Source organism: Leclercia sp. UBA1284 (assembly GCF_002308415.1).
Lineage (GTDB): Bacteria > Pseudomonadota > Gammaproteobacteria > Enterobacterales > Enterobacteriaceae > Enterobacter > Enterobacter pneumoniae.
Genome location: NZ_DBUS01000006.1, coordinates 1502223 through 1525816, shown reverse-complemented (window position 1 = coordinate 1525816; position 23594 = coordinate 1502223). Strand labels below are relative to the sequence as shown.

The 23594-nt window shown below is 51.9% G+C and carries 22 protein-coding genes and 2 pseudogenes; 17 read left to right on the top strand and 7 right to left on the bottom strand.

Translation table 11 applies throughout. The features are described 5' to 3' along the window. The first annotated feature begins 17 nt into the window (after positions 1–17). The 5 genes from paaK (at position 18) to B3511_RS10560 (ending at position 6037) form a co-directional block, all read left to right on the top strand. Positions 18–1334, top strand: coding sequence for a phenylacetate--CoA ligase PaaK (gene paaK / locus B3511_RS10580; protein ID WP_286782259.1), 1317 nt, complete (start codon positions 18–20; stop codon positions 1332–1334). A gap of 87 nt (positions 1335–1421) precedes the next feature. Continuing rightward, positions 1422–2357 (top strand): phenylacetic acid degradation operon negative regulatory protein PaaX, encoded by a 936-nt coding sequence (gene paaX, locus B3511_RS10575; RefSeq protein ID WP_286782257.1) that lies wholly within the window; start codon positions 1422–1424, stop codon positions 2355–2357. Between the two features lie 10 nt (positions 2358–2367). Then, on the top strand, positions 2368–2964 hold the full coding sequence (paaY, locus tag B3511_RS10570; RefSeq protein WP_286782255.1) for a phenylacetic acid degradation protein PaaY: 597 nt from the start codon (positions 2368–2370) through the stop codon (positions 2962–2964). A gap of 606 nt (positions 2965–3570) precedes the next feature. Beyond that, on the top strand, positions 3571–4065 hold the full coding sequence (locus B3511_RS10565; protein ID WP_286782253.1) for a molybdopterin-dependent oxidoreductase: 495 nt from the start codon (positions 3571–3573) through the stop codon (positions 4063–4065). Positions 4066–4081: 16 nt separating this feature from the next. After that, the gene (locus tag B3511_RS10560) at positions 4082–6037 is read left to right on the top strand and encodes a putative bifunctional diguanylate cyclase/phosphodiesterase (protein WP_286783678.1); all 1956 of its coding nucleotides are present in this window, start codon (positions 4082–4084) and stop codon (positions 6035–6037) included. Between the two features lie 65 nt (positions 6038–6102). On the opposite strand, the gene B3511_RS10555 is transcribed toward B3511_RS10560, so the two are convergent. After that, the gene (locus B3511_RS10555; protein WP_286782251.1) at positions 6103–7065 is read right to left on the bottom strand and encodes a LysR family transcriptional regulator; all 963 of its coding nucleotides are present in this window, start codon (positions 7063–7065) and stop codon (positions 6103–6105) included. Positions 7066–7174: 109 nt separating this feature from the next. On the opposite strand from B3511_RS10555, the gene B3511_RS10550 reads away from it, so the two are divergent. Both B3511_RS10550 and B3511_RS10545 read left to right on the top strand, forming a co-directional pair. Further along, the gene (locus B3511_RS10550) at positions 7175–8086 is read left to right on the top strand and encodes an MBL fold metallo-hydrolase (RefSeq protein WP_286782249.1); all 912 of its coding nucleotides are present in this window, start codon (positions 7175–7177) and stop codon (positions 8084–8086) included. Beyond that, complete coding sequence (locus B3511_RS10545) at positions 8083–9084, top strand: alpha/beta hydrolase (protein WP_286782247.1); 1002 nt, start codon at positions 8083–8085, stop codon at positions 9082–9084. Before B3511_RS10550 ends, B3511_RS10545 begins: the two co-directional genes overlap by 4 nt. 96 nt (positions 9085–9180) lie before the next feature. Here B3511_RS10545 and B3511_RS10540 read toward each other — a convergent pair whose 3' ends face one another. Beyond that, positions 9181–10137, bottom strand: coding sequence for a sensor domain-containing diguanylate cyclase (locus B3511_RS10540; protein WP_286782245.1), 957 nt, complete (start codon positions 10135–10137; stop codon positions 9181–9183). Between the two features lie 237 nt (positions 10138–10374). On the opposite strand from B3511_RS10540, the gene B3511_RS10535 reads away from it, so the two are divergent. From B3511_RS10535 to B3511_RS10525, 3 genes and pseudogenes are all read left to right on the top strand, one after another. Then, positions 10375–10827 (top strand): acyltransferase, encoded by a 453-nt coding sequence (locus tag B3511_RS10535; protein ID WP_046885275.1) that lies wholly within the window; start codon positions 10375–10377, stop codon positions 10825–10827. 365 nt (positions 10828–11192) lie between these two features. Beyond that, positions 11193–11867, top strand: a complete 675-nt coding sequence (locus B3511_RS10530) for a DUF2625 domain-containing protein (RefSeq protein WP_286782242.1) — start codon at positions 11193–11195, stop codon at positions 11865–11867. Between the two features lie 309 nt (positions 11868–12176). Then, positions 12177–12365: pseudogene (locus B3511_RS10525) on the top strand (CDP-diacylglycerol diphosphatase); the annotation flags it as partial. Here the strand turns inward: B3511_RS10525 and B3511_RS10520 are convergent. Beyond that, positions 12362–13672, bottom strand: a complete 1311-nt coding sequence (locus B3511_RS10520; RefSeq protein WP_286783677.1) for a serine hydrolase domain-containing protein — start codon at positions 13670–13672, stop codon at positions 12362–12364. The pseudogene B3511_RS10525 and the gene B3511_RS10520 overlap by 4 nt on opposite strands. A 121-nt stretch (positions 13673–13793) precedes the next feature. Between B3511_RS10520 and B3511_RS10515 the strand changes: the two genes are divergently transcribed. The 3 genes from B3511_RS10515 (at position 13794) to B3511_RS10505 (ending at position 16541) form a co-directional block, all read left to right on the top strand. Continuing rightward, the gene (locus B3511_RS10515; protein WP_286782240.1) at positions 13794–14705 is read left to right on the top strand and encodes a LysR family transcriptional regulator; all 912 of its coding nucleotides are present in this window, start codon (positions 13794–13796) and stop codon (positions 14703–14705) included. A gap of 240 nt (positions 14706–14945) precedes the next feature. Continuing rightward, the gene (locus B3511_RS10510; RefSeq protein ID WP_286782238.1) at positions 14946–15827 is read left to right on the top strand and encodes an NmrA family NAD(P)-binding protein; all 882 of its coding nucleotides are present in this window, start codon (positions 14946–14948) and stop codon (positions 15825–15827) included. Positions 15828–15950: 123 nt separating this feature from the next. Further along, complete coding sequence (locus B3511_RS10505; RefSeq protein ID WP_286782236.1) at positions 15951–16541, top strand: TetR/AcrR family transcriptional regulator; 591 nt, start codon at positions 15951–15953, stop codon at positions 16539–16541. Between the two features lie 565 nt (positions 16542–17106). On the opposite strand, the gene B3511_RS10500 is transcribed toward B3511_RS10505, so the two are convergent. Further along, a complete protein-coding gene (locus B3511_RS10500) occupies positions 17107–17649 on the bottom strand; it encodes a GNAT family N-acetyltransferase (RefSeq protein WP_286782234.1) in 543 nt (180 codons plus the stop codon). A 410-nt stretch (positions 17650–18059) separates the two neighbouring features. On the opposite strand from B3511_RS10500, the gene asd reads away from it, so the two are divergent. Next, positions 18060–19178 (top strand): aspartate-semialdehyde dehydrogenase, encoded by a 1119-nt coding sequence (gene asd / locus B3511_RS10495; RefSeq protein ID WP_212475856.1) that lies wholly within the window; start codon positions 18060–18062, stop codon positions 19176–19178. Positions 19179–19364: 186 nt separating this feature from the next. Here the strand turns inward: asd and B3511_RS10490 are convergent, their stop codons facing one another. Then, positions 19365–19838, bottom strand: coding sequence for a hypothetical protein (locus B3511_RS10490; protein WP_286782232.1), 474 nt, complete (start codon positions 19836–19838; stop codon positions 19365–19367). A gap of 677 nt (positions 19839–20515) precedes the next feature. Between B3511_RS10490 and B3511_RS10485 the strand changes: the two genes are divergently transcribed. Beyond that, positions 20516–21511, top strand: a complete 996-nt coding sequence (locus B3511_RS10485; protein WP_286782230.1) for an alpha/beta fold hydrolase — start codon at positions 20516–20518, stop codon at positions 21509–21511. Positions 21512–21606: 95 nt separating this feature from the next. On the opposite strand, the gene B3511_RS10480 is transcribed toward B3511_RS10485, so the two are convergent. Beyond that, positions 21607–22113 (bottom strand): AAA family ATPase, encoded by a 507-nt coding sequence (locus B3511_RS10480; RefSeq protein ID WP_286782228.1) that lies wholly within the window; start codon positions 22111–22113, stop codon positions 21607–21609. Positions 22114–22400: 287 nt separating this feature from the next. On the opposite strand from B3511_RS10480, the pseudogene B3511_RS20735 reads away from it, so the two are divergent. Both B3511_RS20735 and B3511_RS10475 read left to right on the top strand, forming a co-directional pair. Next, positions 22401–22514: pseudogene (locus B3511_RS20735) on the top strand (DUF523 domain-containing protein); the annotation flags it as partial. A 90-nt stretch (positions 22515–22604) separates the two neighbouring features. After that, complete coding sequence (locus B3511_RS10475; protein ID WP_040075470.1) at positions 22605–22877, top strand: hypothetical protein; 273 nt, start codon at positions 22605–22607, stop codon at positions 22875–22877. 49 nt (positions 22878–22926) lie between these two features. Here the strand turns inward: B3511_RS10475 and azoR are convergent, their stop codons facing one another. Continuing rightward, positions 22927–23532, bottom strand: coding sequence for an FMN-dependent NADH-azoreductase (gene azoR / locus B3511_RS10470; protein WP_040075472.1), 606 nt, complete (start codon positions 23530–23532; stop codon positions 22927–22929). Positions 23533–23594: the final 62 nt, after the last annotated feature.

Genomic DNA, 23594 nt, shown 5'->3' with positions numbered 1-23594 from the left:
ACTGTGAGCACCCTACAATGACAACGACAACAAAGCTTGATCCGATTGAAACCGCCTCCGTTGATGAACTGCAGGCTTTGCAAACCCAGCGTCTGAAGTGGACGCTAAAACACGCTTACGACAACGTCCCGATGTATCAACGCAAATTCGATGCGGCGGGCGTTCACCCTGATGATTTCAAAGAGCTGGCGGATATCCGCAAGTTCCCCTGCACCACTAAACAAGATCTGCGTGATAACTATCCGTTCGACACCTTCGCCGTGCCGATGGAGCAGGTGGTGCGCGTCCACGCCTCGTCCGGCACGACCGGAAAGCCGACGGTCGTGGGCTATACGCAGAATGACATCGATAACTGGGCCAACCTGGTTGCGCGCTCGCTGCGTGCAGCGGGCGGCAGCGCAAAAGATAAAATTCACGTCGCCTACGGCTACGGGCTCTTTACCGGCGGGCTGGGTGCCCATTATGGCGCCGAGCGCTTAGGGGCAACGGTGATCCCCATGTCCGGCGGCCAGACCGAAAAACAGGCCCAGCTGATCCGTGATTTCCAGCCGGATATGATTATGGTCACGCCTTCCTACTGCCTGAATCTGATCGAAGAGCTGGAGCGTCAAATGGGTGGCGACGCCAGTCAGTGCTCCCTGCGGGTCGGGGTGTTTGGTGCCGAGCCGTGGACGCAGGCGATGCGCTGCGAAATCGAAAAACGCCTCGGCATTACCGCTCTGGATATCTATGGTCTGTCGGAAGTGATGGGGCCCGGAGTGGCGATGGAGTGCATTGAAACTGCGGACGGTCCGACCATCTGGGAAGATCATTTCTATCCCGAAATCGTCAATCCGAACGATGGTACCCCGCTGGCGGACGGCGAGCAGGGCGAGCTGCTGTTCACTACCCTGACCAAAGAGGCGCTGCCAGTGATTCGCTATCGCACCCGTGACCTGACGCGCCTGCTGCCGGGGACGGCGCGCACCATGCGGCGGATGGATCGCATTAGCGGACGCAGTGATGACATGCTCATCATTCGTGGCGTTAACGTCTTCCCGTCCCAGCTGGAAGAGGAGATCGTCAAGTTTGAACATCTTTCGCCGCATTACCAGCTGGAAGTAAACCGTAACGGCCATCTTGATTCACTTTGCGTGAAGGTCGAGCTGAAACAGAGCAGTCTGACGCTCAGCCATGAACAGCGCTGCCAGGTGTGCCACCAGTTGCGCCATCGTATTAAATCAATGGTGGGGATCTCGACCGATGTTACTATCGTGAACTGTGGCAGCATCCCACGTTCCGAAGGAAAAGCCTGTCGCGTATTCGACCTGCGGAAAATGGCCGCCAACGGCTAATCCTGACGCTGGCCCTCTCTCTTTTAGGGGCGGGCCAGACGCTTTTCGGCTGTGCTATGATTCATCCTCACTCATAATAACTGCAGAATGAATCACATGAGTAAACTCGACGACTTTATCCAGCATGCGGTCAGTTGTGTACCCGTGAGCGGAACCTCACTGATCGCTTCCCTGTATGGCGATGCGCTCTCCCATCGTGGCGGGGAAATTTGGCTGGGTAGCCTGGCTGCGCTGCTTGAAGGAATGGGATTTGGTGAACGTTTTGTGCGTACCGCGCTGTTTCGCCTGAACAAAGAGGGCTGGCTGGACGTGGCGCGCATTGGACGTCGCAGTTTTTATCGACTGAGCGACAAGGGGCTGCGTTTAACCCGCCGCGCGGAACACAAAATTTACCGGGCGGAACAGCCCGCCTGGGATGGCAAGTGGCTGCTGTTGTTGTCGGAGGGGCTGGATAAATCCACCCTCAATGAGGTGAAAAAGCAGCTCATCTGGCAGGGGTTTGGCACGCTGGCACCGAGCCTGATGGCCTCGCCATCCCAGCAACTGGCCGACGTGCAGTCGCTGCTGCATGAAGCGGGGGTGGCAGATAACGTCATCTGTTTTGAAGCGCACACCCCCCTGGCGCTTTCTCGTGCCGCGCTGCGCGCCCGTGTCGAAGAGTGCTGGCATTTAAGCGAACAGAACCTGATGTACGAAAGCTTTATCGACTCGTTCAGGCCGCTACTGCCGTTGCTGCGCGAAGCCTCTGCGGAGGCGTTAACGCCTGAGCGCTGTTTTCAGATTCAGCTGTTACTGATCCATTTTTACCGTCGCGTGATCCTTAAAGATCCGCTGTTGCCGGAGGAGTTGCTCCCACCGCACTGGGCGGGGCAAACGGCGCGACAACTCTGCATCAACATTTATCAACGCGTGGCGCCCGGCGCGCTGGCGTTTGTCAGTGAAAAGGGCGAGACCACGGTGGGTGAACTGCCTGCGCCGGGTTCGCTTTACTGGCAACGCTTTGGCGGCCTGACCAGCGCGTAACGGAGGTTATGTGCCTGTATATCAAATAGATGGTCTGACGCCGGTCGTGGCGCAAGAGAGCTATGTTCATCCGACTGCGGTATTGATTGGCGATGTGATTATTGGCAAAGGGGTCTATATCGGGCCCAATGCCAGCCTGCGCGGCGACTTCGGGCGCATTGTGGTGAAAGACGGGGCTAACGTGCAGGATAACTGCGTGATGCACGGCTTTCCCGAGCAGGATACCGTTGTGGAAGAGGACGGACATATCGGCCACAGCGCCATTTTGCACGGCTGCGTTATCCGCAAGAATGCGCTGGTGGGAATGAATGCGGTGATCATGGACGGTGCGGTGATTGGCGAAAACAGCATTGTCGGCGCGGCGGCCTTTGTGAAAGCGAAGGCGGAAATGCCCGCCAGGCACCTGATTATCGGCAGCCCGGCGAAAGCCATCCGCGCGCTGACGGAGCAGGAAATGGCCTGGAAGAAGCAGGGCACCCGGGAGTATCAGGTGCTGGTGGATCGCTGTAAGCGTACCCTGCATCAGGTGGAACCGCTGCGGGAAGTGGAGCCGGGACGTCAGCGGCTGGTGTTTGATGAAAACCTGCGGCCAAAATCATCCCGCTAACGATCACCCTTATCCCGCGTGAATCCATCGTCGGCTATTCGAAAGTCGGCGTCTGGTGTTCCCAACCATAAATCTGAGCGCGTCGATGAATTGTAGTGCAATAAACGCTCATGCTGATAACGGACATTGGATCCCGTGAAGTCGCCCACTTTACGCCAATGACAGAAGATTGCGTGGGTAAACTCTGAGGGCGACAGGTGCGAGAATGGGCATCTGGCCGCCTGACAAGCCCTGAATGGCCACTCCCCAAAGCCCACCCGCCTGAAAAACCAACTATACTCATTAGCTGCTGGTTTAAATAACCATGTGTTTAGTATGTGTATATTTTCATTAATTAACCAACTGGCTTTAATTTGTACTGCGTACAATAAAGTTTAGCGAGCCTTAATTAATAGTAAGGATTTTCACCTAACCTATAATTAAAAATCAAAAGAGTTTAAATTATTGATTTCAATGGGTTATGGTGTTGAGTAATCTGTTGCGTTAAGAATAGCCAGGCAGGATATATTAATAGCATGTTTACTTAATTATAATTCTACTATGTCTGTCTGTCTGTCTGTCTGTCTGTCTGTCTGTCTGTCTGTCTGTCTGTGAGGTGAGGTTAGGATGCGGTTGATCGCGATGTTGTTAAGTTTAATGGTCTCAAGCCAGGTCTGGGCGGGTGAACTTCCCAAACCGACGGGAAAAGTGCTTTTGACACTGTCCGGTAATATTGAGAACACCAACGAAGACGGGAAAGCTGTTTTCGATGTGGCCAGCCTTGAGAAGCTGGGCATGGTTACTTTCCAGACCACCTCACCCTGGTATAACGGGCGTACGACCTTTACGGGCATCTCTCTGCAGAAGCTAATGGATTATGTCGGGGCGAAAGGTTCGCTTGTTAAGGTGACGGCGCTCAATGATTACACCACCGAAATCCCGCTCAGTGATTTCAAAAAATACAATGTTATTCTGGCGATGAAAGTTAACGGCGAGTACATGCGTATCCGTGATAAAGGCCCGCTCTTTGTGGTGTATCCCTATGACAGCCTGCCTGAACTAAATAATCAGATTTTCTATTCTCGATCGGCATGGCAGGTCAGCAGAATGAGCATTGAGTAGTGGTTCAAGGAGCATCATGAATAGAATACTGGCTGGCATCATTTTTTTTCTTTTTATATCTACCGGGTATGTCTCTTTTCTTGTGCATGAAAGGCAACAAGAGTTACAGAAGCTGACTCACTACACCGATTCATGGTCTGCTGCACAGATGGTTTCTGAATACTACCGATTCGAATCGTGGCTCGGTCTTTACGCACTTGATGAAGCTATGCCGATCGACGAGGTGCGTATGCGTCTCGATATTATGCTCAGCCAGAGTAATCTCCTGAAAGAGGGCGATTTAGCGCACTATATAAAAAGTAATAAAGCGCATCAGGCGCTCGCCTTTCAACTTGAAGCGAGTCTCAATTATCTGGATGCGCATCTTGAGAAAATGACGCGTTCAGAGCTCGAAACCTACCTGAAAGGGATGCATGCGCTTGACGCGCCGCTCAGTCGTCTCTCCTCCGGTGCCTTAGATAAGGATGTTAACTCCATTAATGGCACCAACAGCAAAATTCAAACGCTCTATTATATTTACTCCGCGACATCCGTACTTCTGATCATTCTAAGTGCGATCCTGGGGGGGCTGATATTCATTCAGAACAGGAATATTCATAAGGCGCATCTTCAGGTGCAGACCCTGGCGGAAGAGTTGCAAAAATCGAAAGAAAAATTGCAAATCCAGAATGCGAAGCTGGAATATGACGCTTACCATGATTCACTGACGGGAATGAATAACCGTTTGTGTTTTTGGGAAAATTTAAATGAAGCGATCGCACTGGCGCAGAAAAATAATATTCCGGTGGCGGTAATGTTATTTGATTTAGACCGTTTCAAAGAGGTCAATGATACTTACGGCCACGATGCGGGCGATATGTTATTACGCCAGATCGCTCACCGTCTGATGTCGATGAGCCTCACGACAGATACACTTTATCGCCTGGGCGGAGACGAGTTTGCCTTGCTCTCGAGTGGCCTGACGGAAAGCCGTGCGATATCGCGTGCGCAAAAAATAAGTGAGTCTATCAATCAGCCTTACACGATCTATAACACGATTATCAATATTACCTCCTGCGTCGGTATTGTTATTTCCGAAACGGAACGCCGCTCTGATTATCTCTACAAATTTGCCGATCTCGCCCTGTATGAAGCTAAAAATGAGGGCTCAGGTAAGATTAAAGTTTTCCGCCAACGCATGTTAGATAAGCTGCAAGAAAGCCGAACCCTTGAGCATGATATGGCGCTGGCGATAACCAATAAAGAGTTCGTGGTCTATTACCAGCCTATTGTTGACTCGTTCACCCGTGAAATATACAGCTACGAAGCCCTTATTCGCTGGATACATCCGCAGAAAGGGTTATTGTCGCCGGATACCTTTATTCCGCTGGCTGAAAAAACGGGAATGATTAATGAGATGGGCAAGTCCGTGCTGGAAATGGCGTGCCGGGAAGCGGCTTCCTGGGCGGTTCCGGCTAAAATTTCAGTCAATGTTTCACCGGTCCAGCTTGGCAGTAAAAGCTTTGCCTCGGTTGTGCTCGCTATTCTGAAAGAGACAGGGCTTCCGGCCGAGCGCCTTGAACTGGAAGTGACGGAGTCGTCTCTCTTTACAGAGAACGATACGCCGATGAATACCCTTAAAAAGCTCAGAGCCCTGGGGGTGAAAATCTCCATCGACGATTTTGGTACGGGTTACTCCTCTCTTTCACGACTGAGCCGGCTGGCCTTTGATAAGATCAAAATTGATAAATCCTTCGTACACTCACTCTCTGCCCAGGAGGATGCGCTGAATATCATCAAGCTCATCACCGGCATGGCCAAATCACTGGATATGAAAGCGGTGGCAGAGGGGGTTGAAACCCAGGAGCAGCTGGAAAGCCTGCAGGCGCTGGGTTGCGACTTCGCACAAGGATATCTGTTTGGCAAGCCTCAACCCTGTATCGATGATGCTATCCGGATCGGCAAATCGCGGCTGTTAAGCGTGCAGTCCTGAGGGGCAGGGGGGAGGGGCACCAATAATCATTCTATTCCGTGTTGAACCTGCTGCGGGAAACTAGTTCAGGTTAGCGGTTTACTCTCTTTGGGGCTGGCTGTATTCGTGACAGCCTCGCTGAGGATGCTGCCGATTTCCCCTCTCAACCATTGAGATGCGGGATTATTATCCTCCTGTGCCGTCCAGATCAGAGATACGTCCGGTAAATTTAGTGTCAACGGCACCGGGACGATCCGCAGGCCAAATGCTTTACCGTAGCGCCTTGCCATCCGGGTGGGTAGCGTGGCAATCACTGGCGCACTCGCAACCATACCCAGCACACTGAGAAATTCCGACGACGTGGCAACCACGTTGAGTTTTCTGCCTATCTCATCCAGTGCCGACTCAAGACAACCATGCAAGCTTTCGCTGAGGCTTACCAGCGCATGCGGCACGCTTAAGTAATTTTCGAGGGAAATTGCTGATTTGAATGCCATCCGGTCAGGATGGAAAACGCAACTTAACGACTGCTCGAACAAGAACTGCTGGCGATAACGCATCGCCTGGCTGTCAAAACAGCCTATAGCCAAATCCAACACCCGATCATCCAGCATGCGGTAGACATCGCCCCGTTGCACCGGGCGTCCATGTAGCTTTACCCCCGGCGCGAGTTGCCGCATACGTAAGGCGAGCTCCGGCATCAGCAGTAGCTCTACTTCGCTTGAGAACCCCATGCGGAAGATTCGGTGATCGGTCGAGGGTTCGAACACCGAAGTGACGTGAATAACCTTCTGCATCATTCCAAGCGCTTGCTCCACCGGTTCGGCCAGCGCTAATGCGCGTACCGTCGGCTGCATAACTGTGCCGACGCGGACAAACAATTCGTCCTGAAAGAGCGTTCTCAATAATGAGAGGCTGTGGCTCATGGCTGGCTGACGAATTTTCAGCCGTTCTGCCGCCCGGGTTACGCTCCGCTCGCGCATTAGCGCATCAAAGGCAATCAGAAGATTGAGATCAAACGTTCTTAAATCGAAATGGTCAATCTGCATTATTATTTGAATCGATTTGGTTAATGAATAGGCCAGTAGTACGCTGATACTCTTCTTTAGTCAATCGGAAAACATTATGGCGAACCAGGAAACCTTTCTCGTCGGGGATATGCGGATCATCAAGGTACCTGAGCTGGCGCTCGATGCTGTTGATGCGTCCCAACTCTTCCCGGAGGGTGATTTACAGGGGCTGCTCAGCGATGCTGGCCACTGGGGTAAGCGAAGTTACGATGTTGAGAGCGGCCTGCTGCGGCAAAGCATTCATGCCTGGGTGGTACAGACGCCAACCCATACCGTCCTGATCGATACCGCGACCGGCAATGACAAGCTCCGGCCAACGGCACCGGTGTTTCACCAGCTCAAAGAGCCTTTTCTGCAGCGTTTGCAGGCGATAGGGGTGTCGCCTGAGGCGGTGGACCTGGTCTTGCTTACCCATCTTCACGCTGACCATGTGGGATGGAACACCCGGTTACAAGACGAAAAATGGGTTCCAACATTTCCGAATGCCCGCTACGTCTTCTCTGATCGTGAATATGACTACAACCTGGCGCTTTCTCGCGAGCCGGAAGCGGTGGCAAGCATTCTGCGGCAGACCGAAATAGGCATACCGCGTCATCAGCCACTCGACGGCGTTTTCGAGGATAGCGTGATGCCCATCGTCGAGGCCGGTTTGGATCAACGCATCGAAGTTGATAATACCCTGATCGAAGGCTTCCGTTTCCACGCTACGCCTGGTCACAGCATCGATCATGCCTCCATTTCAGTCACCTCCCGGGGGGAAACTGCGTTGTTCTGGGGCGATGTCATGCATCATCCGCTCCAGGTTCGTCATCCGGAGACTAACTCAGTCTATTGCGAGTTTCCGGAGGCGGCGGCGCAGTCCCGTCACAAGGCCATGCAGCTTGCTGTCGATCTCGATGCACTGGTTTTCACTACTCACTTTGGCGACAGCTCCGTTGGCAAAGTCAGCCAACAGAAGCAAAGCTTCGCCTGGCAATTCATTCAGGGAGTCCAGCCATGAACGACACTATGTCCAGCTTACTGCTTCGCGAAACTTACCTCATTAACAGTGATACCGCTGACGTCCAGTTGCAGCTACTTCGCCGGCGTCGGCGCGACACCGGCCGTGCCACTTCGGACACAACGCTGATGTTGATACACGGTGCCACTTTCCCCAGTGAGAGTCTGTTCGATGTTCCGGTGGATGGCGCATCGTTTATGGATGTCCTTGCCATGGCGGGTTTCGACGTATGGGCGGTAGATGCCCGCGGCTATGGCGGTTCGACCAGACCCGCTGAAATGGCGGCGTCGCCCGATAACGCATCACCCCTGACGCGAGCACAGGTCGCGGCACGGGATCTGGCTTCCGCCGTTGAGTACGTGCTCGCCGAGAATGACATCGAACGCCTCAGCGTGGTCGCCATGTCCTGGGGTGGCTCGGTCGCGGGGATTTATGCAGAGCAGCATGGCAAATATGTTGAAAAACTGGTGCTTATCGCTCCGCTATGGTTATCGAATCGTCCCCTACGCATCGATACAGGGCAGCCGCTCGCGGCGTGGCGCCAGATACGTGTCGGCGCCTTTCGCGAGGCGTGGCTAGCCGGTGTTCCGGCTGACCGACACGAAAGCGTATTGCCACACGGCTGGTTCGAACAGTGGGCCGCCATCACTGCCGCCACGGATCCGGATGCTGCGGAGCCTGGCATCATCCGGGCGCCGGGTGGCGCCCTTCAGGATGTCCGTGAAAACTGGCTCGCCAATAGTCCGCTCTATAACCCGAGCGCCATAACTGCGCCGGTACTGCTCCTGCGCGCCGAGTGGGATCAGGACGTGCGAGTCGATATGATGCAGGATCTGTTCGGGCGCTTCGATAACGCCGCCCATAGACGCTGGATTGAGATTGGCGGCGGCACGCACATGATTCTGATGGAGCCTGGCCGTTGGCAGGCCTTTGATGAAATCATCAACTTTCTGAAGGCGTCCTCTTCGTTGACTCAGAGGGGAGGCGGGCGCCGCTAAAACAGGCGACAAACAGGCGGACATAGTTATATGTCCGCTTTTCGCTCATTACGACCAGCCGCCAGAAGAGAGAGTGAGCAAAGGTCGGCAGGGCGTTTAAAGCTGTCTTCTGCGCTTCACGGAGTACATGACTTCGTCACTTTTCTTAATCATTTCATCCAGCGATGCGTACTTATCCGGGTCATTGTGCAGAACGCCCGATGAGAAGTTGATATTGTACGGTTTACCGGAATGTTCGTTGTATTTCTCCACCCCCTGACGCAGGGCATGCAGAAAGGCTTTCGTATCGCTGCGGTGAGTAATGAGCACGGCAAATTCATCGCCACCCAGTCGACCTGCAATATCACCGGGTTTCAGGAACTGTAGCAGCAACTTTGAAAAGACTTTCAGCACCTCATCGCCTTCACCATGTCCCCAGAGATCGTTGATAGGTTTGAATTTATCCAGATCAAAGAAGATAAGACTGAACGCCGCATTACGCTCATTGAGATTACGGAAGCGTTTTTCTCCTGTTCGGTAAAACCCCCGGCGATTGGTTATGCCCGTCAGGCTGTCGGTCATTGCCATACCAATGACCTGAAATTCATCTTCAACAATGAATGCCAGGTCCTTCAGGGAAGCAATATCATCATCGCTAAAGGGGCGAGGGTGGGTATGGATGAGGCAAAGCGTGCCCGCAACGTCACCGGAGGGCAGATGCACCGGATAGCCGGCATAAAACCGGATGTAAGGTTCACCGGTGACCAGAGGGTTATCGTGAAAACGATCGTCCGTGGTGGCATCGTTTACGATGAATGCCCCATCCTGCAAAATGGCATGGCCGCAGAATGAGATATTACGTGGCGTCTCCCGGATGCCGAGTCCCTCGCAGGCAAGCAACCATTGTCTCTCGCGATCCAGCAGACTGATAAGCACCACCGGCACCTGAAAGATTTTTCGGGCAAGACGGGTCAGACGGTCGAAACGTTCATCGTCTCGGGTATCAAGCAGGTCTGCGAGATAAAGCGATTTTAATCTTTCTTCTTCATTTTCCGGTACGCCGGGGAATTTCATACGACCTCAATAACTTCTGTGAATTTCGCAGGCGGTACATAGCCGAAATTCAGTCTAACCATTTTTTACTGAGTATAGGATAAGCAGAATCGACCTGCGTGAATGGACGCTAAGGCTTTATTGCCTTAGGGTTTATTCCTGTTTTGAGTGATAACAACGCCCGGCAGGTTTGAACAGGAGAGGGACGAGCCATTGCTCATACTGTGCCGAATCATTTTGAGAAAGGAGCCCGCGGATATGAAAGTGCTTGAAAGCGGCATTCGTGACGTAAAATACGGTGAAAATGTGAAAGTCGTTATGCCGGTAAACATCTATGAATGTGAACTGGGAGACGATGTTTTCGTGGGACCCTTTGTCGAAATACAAAAGGGATGCGTTATAGGCGACAGAACCCGGGTACAGTCCCACTCGTTCATCTGTGAGAACGTTACCTTAGGCAGCGACTGCTTTATTGGCCATGGTGTAACCTTTGCTAATGATCTTTTCAAGCGTGGCGGTCCGGATGCGTCTGCAGAAAGCTGGATAGATATCGTCTTAGGCGACGCAGTAACAGTCGGCAGTGGAGCAACCATTTTAACCACGGAGATTTGCAGTGGGGCGGTGATTGGTGCAGGCAGCGTGGTGACCAAACCTGTGCTTATAAAAGGGGTGTACGCGGGCAATCCCGCCAGGCTTTTGAGAAATCTTTAAGTTCTATCTCTGTCACTATCGGGTCCGGAGTCATGTCTCCTTTGGGTGATTATGGCCTCTTTTTGCTCGGGCCGAGAGGAATGCTTTTTGCCCTGGATTAACTGCCCCGGTATTTCTTCAGCCTGATATTTGTACCCTGGATCTGCTTTCCTTATCTCAATCAGGCTGCCTGTAGCATTGCGCTGCACAACTCTTTTCTTTTATGACATTTCTGCCGTGGCTAAATGCCCGCTTTCTGCCAAAAGCAGACGTTGCTAATCTAATGCTATGTTTATCTTGCGGAGCATGTAATTGACCATGTTCAGGTTATCGGCTAGTCGTCCGATATATATGCTTAAGATGCGAAGTGCGATAAAGGATAAGGTATGAGGGAACTGACTGAATTAATTGATCAGCAAAGCTCTGGCTGGCTTATGGTGCAGCAATGGCTGAAAGAAGCGAACAATAATTATGAAGTGCTTCCCTGTGACCCAACGCTCGCAAGATCTGCCTTACATCAGCTTCAGGTTACAACGCTCTCCCCGCTAGGCGCTGTGTTATACGAAACGGGTGGCATCCTGGTTGATAATGGCTGGTTGCGGATTTTAGGCTCTGGTCATCCCAGGCTGGCACGAGCTCCTGCTTCCTGGACGCAATCTGTAACAACAGGCCGGAATTTTCAGGCGCTCTTGGTTGCTGATGATGTATCGGGGGGCTTTTTTGCACTTAACGGTGGTGAATTCGGTGAAGATCGAGGCGGCGTATATTATTTCGCACCAGATTCTCTGGAATGGGAGAGCCTTGATACTAACTATTCAGGTTTTCTGCACTGGGCTCTCTGCGGCAATTTGGAAAGATTCTATCAAAGCGTACGCTGGACAGGCTGGCGTGAAGAAACATCTGAAATGAATGGTGACGCGGTTTACTCCTTTTATCCCTTCCTGTGGACCGAGCCACAATTGGCTATAGAGCAGCGTTCACGAGCTGTTGTGTCTGTTGATGAGCACTGGTCGTTAAGCATGAACTTACAACATCAATTAACCAAAATGCAGGGCGAATAACCTCTTCCGTGCAGATTAAGACACCACAATGTAGGTAATACTTTTAACATTGTGAGAACAACTTTGAACGTCCGCTCCTCGCACAAAGCGGACCTTCGGTTTCCACCTAATCGTTATCGGCTTCCGCAGAGCAGTCACGAGCCAGAGAAGTCGGCTGCCTAATGCGCAAATACAGCAAAGGAGTGAGCAGGGGAAATCTCCAATCCCGGCGCGCTGCGCTGTGAAGGGCGCTGAGCCGGAGCAGTAAGCCATGCTCTGCCAGGCAGTTTTCTTCACGAAGACCCACTGATGCAGGCTAACGGTATTACGCCGCAGCTGGCGGAGTATGACGTGGCACTGGTACACACTACTTTCTCGGGCGAGAAAGAATATGTCCTGCTGACCACGCGGCGCGGCGGGGACAAGGGCGATCGCGCCTCCGTTGAATCGCTGCTTGATAAACGCTGCTTTATCCTTACGGCTCCGTCAGCTGACAGCCCCCATCCCGATTTTTCTTAGTCGCGCAGCTGCTGCGCGATTGCGCTAAACATAAGCGACGCCTCCAGCGGCTGGGCGCTGAACGAGGGTTCCGCCTGCGGCCAGGTCGACCACTGCACAATTACCAGTTGCTCGTCGGGGTTAACCATAATCATCTCTCCATAGATGCCCAGCGCCCAGAGCGACCCCTTCAGCGACTGCTGCGGCGTAGGCTCAACGTTTTTCGCGTTCGCTGGCACCTCGTTGTTCCACCACTGGAAGCCGTAAATGCCCTGCGGATGCGCGGCGGAAACCGAGCCCTGTGCCTGCGTCCAGTCAGAGGCGAGCTTCAGCCAGCCGTCCGGCAGCGCTTTATCGCCATTCGGCAGGCGCCCCTCATGGCGTACAAACTCGCCGAAGCGCCCCCAGTCCTCCAGCGTGGCGTTGAAGCCGTGCGCGCCGACGTCATGTTTGCCGGGCTGATAGGCGTGCCAGACACCGTCATTCGCCATACCGTAAGGCTGCCAGATGCTCTGCTGCAGATACGCGGCGAGCGACATGCCGGTGGCGCGCTCCAGCACGTCGCCCAGCAGCCAGGCGCCGCCCGACGAGTAGGACCAGTGCTGGCCCGCCGGATGCGCCTTCTTCAGGCCGGTAATCAGCTCGCGCACGCAATCATAGGTGCCAGGCCGCGCCTCGCACTGGGTCAGCTGCGCAAAATCGGAGTCGGGCTGGGTGTAATCTTCATTCCACGCCACGCCGGAGGTGTGGGTGAGCAGCTGTCGCAGCGTCACGTCCTGCCAGGCGGTACCTTTCAGCTCCGGCTCGTAATCGGTGATCTTGTCATCCAGCGAGTGGATTTTCCCCTGTTTCAGCGCCACGCCGACCAGCGTCGACACCACTGATTTACCCACCGAGCGCGAGGTCCAGAGGGTGCTATCGCTGTTGCCGTGCGCCAGATATTTGTAGGCGATCTGGCCGTTTTTCAGTACCAACATCCCCGCCACGTTCTGACGCTTCAGGTAGTCCGCCATGCTGTAGCGGTGGCCGTTGACGCGGTAGCTAACCTCGCCGAGCTGATGCTTTGCCAGCGGCAGCGGCTGGGCGGTACCGTGATGAAAAACATCGGCGGGGTAGTTGCGGTAGTCGTTGCGAAAGCCCACCACGCGATCCTGTTGATCCCAGCTGAGCATGGTTTTGGGATCGGGCAGGGTGCGATCGAACGGCGTCGGACAAACACTCAGCGGTACGCCGCCGCAGGGCGCAGACTCAGCGGCTGTTACTGAACACGACAGCAGCGCAGCCGTCGCCAGCGATGCTGCCATTAGCAGGTTTTTTTTACTTTTCATCATTCTGTCTCCTTCGTAACACGCCTTAAATTGACAAGCCGCAGTATAGATTTGGCCTGCTCTGTGCAAAAATCAGCATATGTGGGGAAATCCCCTCAACCAGTTGCATCAGGGAGCAGATATGGCCTATCTCAGTTTTACCTTTGCGCAGATAGAGGCGTTCTCGACCGTCGCCGCGCTCGGCACCGTTTCGCAGGCGGCGAAACAGCTTGGCAAGGATCGCGCCACGGTCAGCGAGCTAATCGAGTTTCTGGAGGCGGCGCTGGGCTATGCGCTCTTTTCGCGACAGGGGCGCACGCTGGCGTTGACGCCAGAGGGTCAGCGGCTGAAGCGGCAGGCGGCGTTGCTGATGCGCCAGGCGCAGGCGTTCGACGCGGCGGCGCGCCACGTCCGTCAAGGTATCTCCGACGAAATCAGCCTGGTCTACGATCCCTTTGTGCCGCGCCCTTTTCTCTGCCGTCTGATTGAGACGCTGGCAGAGAGCAATATTCGCGTCAGCGCCTGGAGCGCGTCGCGCGAAGAGGCGGAAGCGGCACTCGCCAGCGGCGAGGTGCAGCTGGCCCTCTGCCAGGCGCGCCACCGCAGTCTGGGCAGCGAGATGGCGTGGCGCTCGGTGGGGCTGGTCGAACTCGATTTTTACGCCGCCGCGTCGCTCTTCGCGGGCGAGCAGCCGGTATCGCTGTTCGATCTCGCTTCGCAGCCGCAGTTGGTGATGCATCCGGCGCCCGACGGCGTGGCGGCGAAGCAGGGACGCATCGCCGATCGTACCTTCTACACCAATGACCGAACGCTGCTGCGCCATATGCTCGAGAGCGGTCAGGGATGGGCTTTTCTGCCGAAGCATTTTGCTGCCGCCAGCTGGCGTGACGTGAAAGCGATTGATGTGGAGGTGGGCAATCTGGCGCTGAGCCAGATGATCGTGATGCTATGGAAGCCCGGCATGACGATGAATTTCGCCGTCAGCGAGGCGATGAAGATCGTTCCCGACGTCTGGGCGGAGTCAGCCGTGACGCTTGCCGATCATGCAGGTTAGCGGATGGGGCTGACGACCTGGCTATATCGGGAAGCTGGAGGAGGCCCACAGGCTGTTAAATTGAATGTCCGCTTTGTGGCAGGAGCGGACGTTGCTTAGGGGAGTACAGCATCAGGAACCCCTATACCTTAGCAATAAGGGTGAGAAAATACCCAAAAATGTCACCTGGTGTCACAATGTGCATTTAGTGACAATCCATGCTGTAATGTAAGTGCTGAACTACATTACGTTAATGGAGACATGATTATGGTTACGAGGGTTTTAATTTTAGGAGCGACCGGCTCCGTGGGTTCAAAGGTAGTGGCTGAATTTGACAAAAATAGCGATGGCGTTGAGGTCATACTGTCATCCAGCCGACCGGAAACAACCAGAAAATGGCAGAACGAGGGGCGAAATGCGGTAACGCTGGACCTTAACGATCCCGAGACATTTGCTCCTGCTTTAGAAAACATTGACAGGGTATTTTTGTTAACGGGATATACGGCGGATATGCTCTATCAGAGCAAAAAATTCGTGGATGTTGCGGTTGATGCGGGCGTAAAACACATTGTCCACCTTGGTGTGTTCACATCCCGTCGGGATATTCAGCCACACTTCGTATGGCATGACCTAATCGAAACCTACATTCAGGCAAGCGGCATAGCCTGGACTCACCTCCACCCGAACATTATCACGGACACGATACTGGCCCGAACTCCATCAGTTAAAGAAACGGGGTCCTTTATGGGCTATCCTGGTGACGTTCCCGTAGGCTGGGTTTGTACCGCCGATATCGCCGCCGTAGCCGCGGCGGTCCTGCGTGAAGGTCCGAAGAAGCATGGCGGGCAGGATTACCACCTGAGCGTTGAAGTTCTTCGTGGAACAGAAGTGGCAGATATCTTGTCCAGACATCTTGGAAAGGAAATAAAATACGAGTCAATTGAACCGGCAGGCCAGCGGGCTTATCTTTCTTCAATTGAGGATACAGGATCCCGTTACTACATGCAGAGTGCTGCCATTACGATGGAACTGGCGGCCGAAGGGCGACTGTCCTATCAGGCTGTGGTCAAGGATGATGTTCAGAAAGTACTGGGGCGGCCGGGCACCAAAATGGATGAATGGGTCCGCCAGAACCTGAGTTAAACGGCTGTAATTTGCCTGAGCCTTTTTACCCTGTGATATTCTGGAGTCCACCGGACAGATCAGGTGGACTTTTTCCTTAACCTGTACCGAACTGAGCTAACTTTAATCCAGATAAATAAAAAAATGAATACTCGCGCTTTGGCCCGAAAGGCCATAAAAGAACAAATTGCTGTTTCTGCATTTGAGCTTTTTCAGCAATACGGCTACGAAAAAACCACGGTAGAAATGATTGCTCATGCTGTGGGGATGTCAAAGCGTTCCTACTTCAGGTACTTCCCTACCAAAGAGGACGTACTTCTTGATTCTGTTCATCTTTTTAAAAGCCGCTTTCTGGAGCGGTTCAGCGAGCTTTTGGCTTCAGAAGACATATGGGAAGCGCTCAAACACGCGCTTAATGAATTTGCGGTGAACTGCGCTGAAACCGGAGGCGGAGAAGTACAGGCTTTTATTCGTAAAACGCCTGCTTTACTGGCGCGGCAACTCGAAATCATTGAAATATTGCTTGAAGAAACAACTGAGTTATATCTGACAGAACGCAACGTCGACACTTCATTCAACAGGCAAACTGTTAACGCAGTTATCCGCTCTGGTTTTGCCTGCCTGCAGTCCTCGCAAAGCGGTGCTTCAGTAAAAGTGTCTGAGAAAGTATTCTCAGAGCTCATGACCGCAATGAAGCCTCATGTCCTGATAAATCCCCTCCCTTCTGTTGAGTGACTTATGTCCGCTTTTCGCTCATAGCGGACAACGGTAAATCAGGCTATATCCTGATCATTCTAGAAAAAAGCCGCCCGTAGGCGGCTTTAATTATTTGCGTGGTTTACCAGCATCCGAGCGCTTTTCTCGAACTCTACCATCATTGTTACGATCACGGGGCTGTGTACCACCGCCGGGTTTAGGAACAACTACGCCTGGATTAAGTGGTCTTCTGTCAGCCATATATGCGTTTCCTAAAAGAATGGCAAAGTTGCCGTCTCTTTTGATACTCCTAGTATCTTGACCATTCAATCTCTATGGGGGGAAATGTTGCGCATTATCAACTTTTCCATGATTCCACCCAGAGGGAACATTGCAACTTTGTCCATCCGCTTTGTGCCAGGAGCGGACGTTGGCTGAATAGAAAGCGGCAGTGATGTGTTTTCATTAATGCTGACTAACCCGCTCAACCGCCTCACGGCGGTTTTTTTACATTCTTACGCTGCATGAGACGGCCGCTCACTGCAGACTTTAAGCGCGATAGCCAGCCCGCTCAATGCCAACAGCGGAGCTGTTATTAAAATGTTTAATCCAGGAATACCAGAGAGTTCAGGATGTGATCCTGCCATTCCCCATTAATTTTCAAGTAGGATTGGGCATATCCTTCTTTTTTAAATCCTGGCTTTTTCAGTGTATTGCTACTACGTAAGTTATCAGGAAGATGATTCGCCATAATTCTATGTATTCCGTAATTCTCACGAACATACTCTATCGAACTTTCTAAAGATTCATACATTAAGCCTTTACCCTGACTAGCATGATCTAATGAAAACCCAAGGTAACATGCCTGAAAAACGCCATAAACAAAGTTAGTAAAGTTGATACTGCCTATAATTTTCTGGTCATTCTTCAAAGTAACAACAAGAAGCAGACTACTTTTTTCCTGGTAATCATTCAGAGAGTTGATTATTCGATTTTGTATATTCTCTAATGCAAAATATTCATCATCGCGTAGAGGTTCGTATGGCGCCAGATGAGCTCTATTATTCACTAAATAAAGCTGAAGATTTTTTGCGTATTCACCAACCAGCAAATGTACATCGGTTCGCTCTGTCGAAAAAAGTTTCATAATTCATCCTCACGCAAGAATTTGGGGGCGTATATTAACAAGTCATGTCTCTTACAAACGACTTAGTTGATTTTTTCTAATAATTTCACTCTGTTTATTCATAAAGTTACTCAGATTTAACCTTAATAGAGTTAACGCCCGCTCAACGGCACTAGTGCTGTCTGCTATGTGGCAGGAGCGGACATAGGGTTGCTTAAAATCTTAAGATTGGCTCTAACATAATTCCTAATAAATATCGTGTCGTTAATAAGGTTTTTTATCTGCGAGAGGAATAAAAAAAGCTGATGCCTTATGAAACATTTTAATAATCACCTGATCCCATGCACTTCGTAATGACCTTTATTTAGGGATGAGATATAACGAGCTTCGAAAATAATTAACATTCTCGTAACGTTGTTGAGGTTAAGCATATGAAGCAAGTTGGCATTGTGGGTTGGCGAGGAATGGTCGGTTCTGTTTTGCTGCAGCGGATGCTGGAAGAAAATGATTTTAAGGACATTTCTGCGCATTTTTACAGTACCTCCAGCGTGGGGGCTGCGGGACCTGTCATTGATGGCATAAGCTATACGCTTAAAGATGCGTACTCCATTGATGCGCTTGCGGAAATGGACATCATCATAACGTGTCAGGGCGGCGATTATACAAAAGCGGTTTATCAGGCCTTGATGGCTCATGGTTGGGAGGGCTACTGGATTGATGCGGCCTCAGCGCTGCGGATGGATGAAAGAGCCTGCATTATTCTCGATCCCGTGAATCGCACCCATATCGATCGGGCCGTCAAAGAAGGTATCAAGCTCTTTGTCGGTGGCAATTGTTCGATCACGCTTAGTCTGATGGGGCTCGCCGGGCTGATAAAGGCAGATCTCATTGAATGGATGAGCGTGATGACCTATCAGTCCGCATCGGGTGCCGGTGCTCAGTATGTACGGGAATTAATCACGCAATGCGCCTATATAAGCAGCCATTTGTCCGCCGATGAACTGGCATCGTCAGGTTCAGTACTTCCGTTAGTTAATAAGGTCAGTGAACTGATTAATAGCGCTGAAATGCCGACTCAGAACTTCGGCGCGCCTCTAATGGGTAGCATCATTCCATGGATTGACAGCGATTTAGGCGATGGCAACAGCCGTGAAGAGTGGAAGGGTGAGGCAGAAACGAACAAAATCCTTGGCCTGTCTCCCGGAACGATCCCGGTAAACGGTTTGTGTATACGGGTCGGCGTGATCCGCTGCCACAGTGCTGCCATAACCCTGAAGCTCAAGCGAGAAGTTAGCGAAGCGGAATTTGCAGATTTAGTGGCGCATGCTCATCCCTGGGTTAACTATGTGCCTAATAACAAGGAGGAGAGTGTCAGCAAATTGACTCCTGCCTATATCAGCGGTTCGCTCCAGGTGGGCATTGGCCGTTACAAGAAAATGTCGCTGAACAATGACCCGATTTATTCGGTTTTAACGGTAGGTGATCAGCTCTTGTGGGGCGCGGCCGAACCTTTACGCCGCATGTTGAATATTCTGCTCGGCAGAGTTTGATTCATTTTATGCAGACCAAAGCACCTACCCGGTAGGTGCTATTGTTATGTGGCGTCGCGTTATATTCTGCTCCGCCGCAAATTTGATGAGCATAAATGGCTCACCTCATCGTCCGCTTTTGCCAAAAGCGATAACCGACACCTTCATGATGGTTTGCCGATCTCATCTTTTGAAGCAGGAGGGTGTTTAATGGCGATTTGGGCGCGTTGCCATGAAGACCACCGCGGCTCCGAGAGCAACGATGAGCGTATCTTCAATCAGACCACTTCTGGTCTGACCTATCCCGGCGATGGCCTTTTTACGCGCCGCAAGGGTGGCATACGCAAGCGGCACAGCGGCAGAAATAGCGACGGCTGCGCCGGTTTTCTCTTTTCCGCGTGGTGCCAATGCGGCGCCTGCAATCCCGGCACTCGCTACGCGTGCTGACAAGCCCAAAAACACGGTGCGGTCTGGCGCTGACTTCATCTTGTCGCCAAAAAGTTCACCTATACCCATCGCTAACGCACCGAATTTGAATAGCGGACGATCCAGCAGTAAAAGACGGCCCGACGTGTTGCGCCCGGCAATGCGTGCTGCAGCGATGGATGCCATCGGCGTCATGGAACGGCAGCTGGCAACAATGCCGATTAAGGCGGAATAGACAAACTCAGTGACTTTCATTAATTATCTCCCGGAGAAATAGACGCTTTTCAATTTTAAGCCTGATGAGTGTGTAGACCAGGGACCCGCTGTTTAATTAACGCATCGATACGATCACCTGATTTAAGCGTTTTCTGTTGAGCACGGGTAGGCCAATGATCGCTGCAATAGTCAGTATAGATGAACGGCACGAGAGAGCAGCCATAGCGCAAGCGGGAGGGGCTGTGCAATGCCTGCCTTGAGTGTAGGGGTGTCTTCGCTTGCTCTTGATTTCCGCTATGTGCAAGGAGCGGAGAGTGTACTAAACACTGCCCTGGAACAGGTCGTTGCAGCCCGGCCACTATTCTCTGCAAATCAGGGCAATACTGGCTGGTTATGAACAACTATCTCATTGTCATAAAAATGAACACATTTCGTATCAGAGATATTGTTATCCTGGGTTTCATGATTTTGCCCTGTTCGTCGGCGCCGGCCGCATTTTCGCAGGGACTGACAAACGGCTACCTGACCATGGATACGATGGCCAGGGTGGCTGAACGTGGGCAGATAAAAACCTGAATGTCCGCGTTTCGCTTTTAGCAGTCCCCCCGTCTCTTCAAACAGTCTGCTTCGTGCATTGACGGAATCTGTAATACTACGTGTATGCTACTTGTACGCTTACAAAGCCCCTGAACACTTTATTAACTCGGGAGAATGTCATGCAGCGCAAATCAGTCAATGTGAACGGAATAACACTTTCGTATCTCGAAGCAGGTGAAGGGCCGGTTGTACTGTTTTGTCATGGTTTTCCAGAGACGTCGCATTCATGGCATAACCAGATCCCAGCAATGGCAGCGGCAGGCTACCGCGCCATTGCGCCTGACATGCGTGGTTACGGTGATTCATCCACGCATCTCGCGACGGACGAGTACACATTGTTTCATATTGTGGGTGACCTGATTGGCTTATTGGATGCGCTCTCGATTAAACGTGCCGTTATTGTCGGTAACGATTGGGGCGCTACCATCGCATGGCAGATAGCACTCATGCGGCCAGATCGTGTCAGTGGCGTTGTCGCATTTGGAGTGCCAATGATGGCGCGCCCGCCCATGCCCCCAACGCAGATTTTTCCACGCACGGCCGACGCGCTGTTCTATACGCTGTATTTTCAGGAGCCAGGGGTCGCTGAGAAGGAGTTAGAACAGGATGTGACTACGTCGTTGCGCAAGATATACCATGCTGCGTCAGGGGAGGCAGGTGAACGCCTGCCGGGAGACGGCACTCCAAATCCTTTTGGCATGATCACGCCTGCGCGTGGAATGCTGGAAGACCTTCCCGAGCCAGGCAGTCTGCCCGAATGGCTCTCGACAAGTGATTTTCAGTCGTACGTTACCTCGTTTACACGAAGTGGTTTTCGTGGCGGCCTGAATTATTACCGAAATTTGGATCGCAACTGGCAACTTCAGGCCTGTCTGCAAGGTATGCGAATCGAAATACCAGCGCTGTTTGCCGTTGGGTCTCGCGATGTCGGGCTTGCGATGCCCGGTATGGATCAAATCATCGCCGATATGCCAGGGCTCGTTCCGCGCCTGCGTGATTCGGTCATCATTGAAGGCGCGGGGCACTGGATACAGCAAGAACGGCCTGAAAAGGTGAATGAGCTTATCCTTGCTTTTGTCTCCACATTGGGCGATCCCGAGGATGCAGTATCATAGACCGGAAGTTAAGTTCGCTTTAATACCGTATGTGATCTAAACAGAGGGAAAACTAATAAGCCGCCAGTGGGCGGCTTAATAGTTGAAAGGTAAATTTAGTGATATTCAACAATATCAAAACCTTCATCTGCCGTTGGCTCTGAAAAATAACGCGTTATAGTTTCAAATTGTTGATCTGTAGCCGAAAATTCATGCCCGCCTTCCATATTACGCACGCGTAACCGGGATTTACATACCTCATCTGATACGTTCAGATAGTGCAGCTTATGCCTGGCACCTGACTCCTTAATGATGTGCATCATCCATTCACGATTTGCCTGTGTGTTTGCCGGAAAATCCAGAACAACCGATAACCCTGCTTTGAGAAGTGATACCAGATGAGGCTTCATAGCATTTTTCAGCCTTGAGGAATACTGGACATAATCAGATATGGAGTGCATTTCTTTAGCAAAGAGGGCAGCCAGCCAATGATCCTCACTGACAACGACGGTGCCGGGTGATGCTCCCAGCTTTGCTGACAGTGTGGATTTACCTGATGCAATTTTTCCACATAACAGATGCAAAGTAGGTTGTTCTGATGGGGTTACTGTAGCGGTGTCCATTGTTTACCTCACTGGTTAATTTCCGGTAAGGCCCGCCTTACCGGCGGGAAAATGGCGAACGTTATCCCACCTGAGTCAGACAGGTGATAATAATTGAACGGAATAGAGCGGAGTGTGTTTTCATATTCATTCAAGTTAACAGAGCTTGAAGGGGAAAACAGATTTTTTTCATTTATACACATAACGTGGGTGTTTCACTCTAAGCTGACATTATTCAACTACATTCTGCGGACCCTGATAAGATTTCAGGTTCGTTATAAAGGAACGGCTAAAGCAAAATCGTCACTCAACTTGCCGCCTGGTTAGCTCTACAAGCGACTCAGGAATCGGGCTATCATGCTGCGTTGTTAACTGACGGAAGCCCTCAGTTCAAATCGTGTGCTGAAACCTACCAGGGCAGCGGTAGCTGTTGCTCGCCTGAAAATGATGGAAATAGTACGCCGCCCCCCGTAATGTTGAAGGTCACGCAGCTTTGCAATAAAGGAACAGAGATGCCTGAGTTTTTCTTTTTCAGAAAAGGGAATACCGTTAAAGCATTGCCAAAAAGCGATCTTCAGGGCGCGACGCAATTAAAGCAGCAGGGATATCAAAAACTGTTTGAAGAGGTCAATGCGCGGGATGAGAAGAGGGCGCTTGCCCGTCTGGCGGATATTAAAAAAGAAGAAGAGATGACAGTGCATGCTTTTATGACATGGCCCGTCGTCGTCTCGCTTGTGGCGCTCGTGTGCTTTGTTATCGCGTGGTTATCAGAGGGTCTGAAGTAAATCAGGCAGAAAAGAAAACCCTCCCACCGGGCGGTGAGAGGGGAGAAACTTAGGCTGCGACAAAGCCGTCGATTGCCGCTTTTGCGTCATTCTGCGCTTTGGTCGCCACTTCCGGACCGTAAGCGATACCTTCAGCGAACACGAAGTTCACGTCGGTGATACCGATAAAGCCCAGGAACACGGTCAGGTACGGAGCAACCAGGTCGGTTGGGGTATCTTTGTGAATACCGCCGCGGCTGGTCAGCACGATCGCACGTTTACCTTTCACCAGACCTTCCGGGCCGCTCTCGGTATAACGGAAGGTTACGCCAGCACGCGCCACCAGATCGAAGTAGTTCTTCAGCTGGGTTGGGATGTTGAAGTTGTACATTGGGGCGTTAATCACGATAACGTCGTGGGCCTGCAGTTCAGCAATCAGTTCATCAGACAGCGCCAGCGCTTCCTGCTGACGTGGCGTCAGAGGGGCATCGCTCGGACGAAGTGCGCCCACCAGTTCGCCATCCAGCACAGGAATCGGGTTTGCAGCCAGGTCACGCACGGTGATTTCGTCAGCGGTGTGCTGTTCACGCCACTGTTCAACGAAGTAATCAGAAAGCTGACCAGACTGAGAGTACCCTGCCAGAATACTGGATTTCAAAACTAATACTTTACTCATGGGTGATTCCTGTTTTTGTTTGATTGAAGGGGGGTAACCCCGTTGCTTGATGACACTTTATT

Bases quoted from the DNA above. Each gene is read 5' to 3' on its own strand.
- paaK (WP_286782259.1), top strand. From the start codon at position 18: ATGACAACGACAACAAAGCTTGATCCGATTGAAACCGCCTCCGTTGAT.
- paaX (WP_286782257.1), top strand. From the start codon at position 1,422: ATGAATCACATGAGTAAACTCGACGACTTTATCCAGCATGCGGTCAGT.
- B3511_RS10565 (WP_286782253.1), top strand. From the start codon at position 3,571: ATGCGGTTGATCGCGATGTTGTTAAGTTTAATGGTCTCAAGCCAGGTC.
- B3511_RS10560 (WP_286783678.1), top strand. From the start codon at position 4,082: ATGAATAGAATACTGGCTGGCATCATTTTTTTTCTTTTTATATCTACC.
- B3511_RS10555 (WP_286782251.1), bottom strand. From the start codon at position 7,065: ATGCAGATTGACCATTTCGATTTAAGAACGTTTGATCTCAATCTTCTG.
- B3511_RS10550 (WP_286782249.1), top strand. From the start codon at position 7,175: ATGCGGATCATCAAGGTACCTGAGCTGGCGCTCGATGCTGTTGATGCG.
- B3511_RS10545 (WP_286782247.1), top strand. From the start codon at position 8,083: ATGAACGACACTATGTCCAGCTTACTGCTTCGCGAAACTTACCTCATT.
- B3511_RS10540 (WP_286782245.1), bottom strand. From the start codon at position 10,137: ATGAAATTCCCCGGCGTACCGGAAAATGAAGAAGAAAGATTAAAATCG.
- B3511_RS10535 (WP_046885275.1), top strand. From the start codon at position 10,375: ATGAAAGTGCTTGAAAGCGGCATTCGTGACGTAAAATACGGTGAAAAT.
- B3511_RS10530 (WP_286782242.1), top strand. From the start codon at position 11,193: ATGAGGGAACTGACTGAATTAATTGATCAGCAAAGCTCTGGCTGGCTT.
- B3511_RS10520 (WP_286783677.1), bottom strand. From the start codon at position 13,672: ATGAAAAGTAAAAAAAACCTGCTAATGGCAGCATCGCTGGCGACGGCT.
- B3511_RS10515 (WP_286782240.1), top strand. From the start codon at position 13,794: ATGGCCTATCTCAGTTTTACCTTTGCGCAGATAGAGGCGTTCTCGACC.
- B3511_RS10510 (WP_286782238.1), top strand. From the start codon at position 14,946: ATGATTATGGTTACGAGGGTTTTAATTTTAGGAGCGACCGGCTCCGTG.
- B3511_RS10505 (WP_286782236.1), top strand. From the start codon at position 15,951: ATGAATACTCGCGCTTTGGCCCGAAAGGCCATAAAAGAACAAATTGCT.
- B3511_RS10500 (WP_286782234.1), bottom strand. From the start codon at position 17,649: ATGAAACTTTTTTCGACAGAGCGAACCGATGTACATTTGCTGGTTGGT.
- asd (WP_212475856.1), top strand. From the start codon at position 18,060: ATGAAGCAAGTTGGCATTGTGGGTTGGCGAGGAATGGTCGGTTCTGTT.
- B3511_RS10490 (WP_286782232.1), bottom strand. From the start codon at position 19,838: ATGAAAGTCACTGAGTTTGTCTATTCCGCCTTAATCGGCATTGTTGCC.
- B3511_RS10485 (WP_286782230.1), top strand. From the start codon at position 20,516: ATGCAGCGCAAATCAGTCAATGTGAACGGAATAACACTTTCGTATCTC.
- B3511_RS10480 (WP_286782228.1), bottom strand. From the start codon at position 22,113: ATGGACACCGCTACAGTAACCCCATCAGAACAACCTACTTTGCATCTG.
- B3511_RS10475 (WP_040075470.1), top strand. From the start codon at position 22,605: ATGCCTGAGTTTTTCTTTTTCAGAAAAGGGAATACCGTTAAAGCATTG.
- azoR (WP_040075472.1), bottom strand. From the start codon at position 23,532: ATGAGTAAAGTATTAGTTTTGAAATCCAGTATTCTGGCAGGGTACTCT.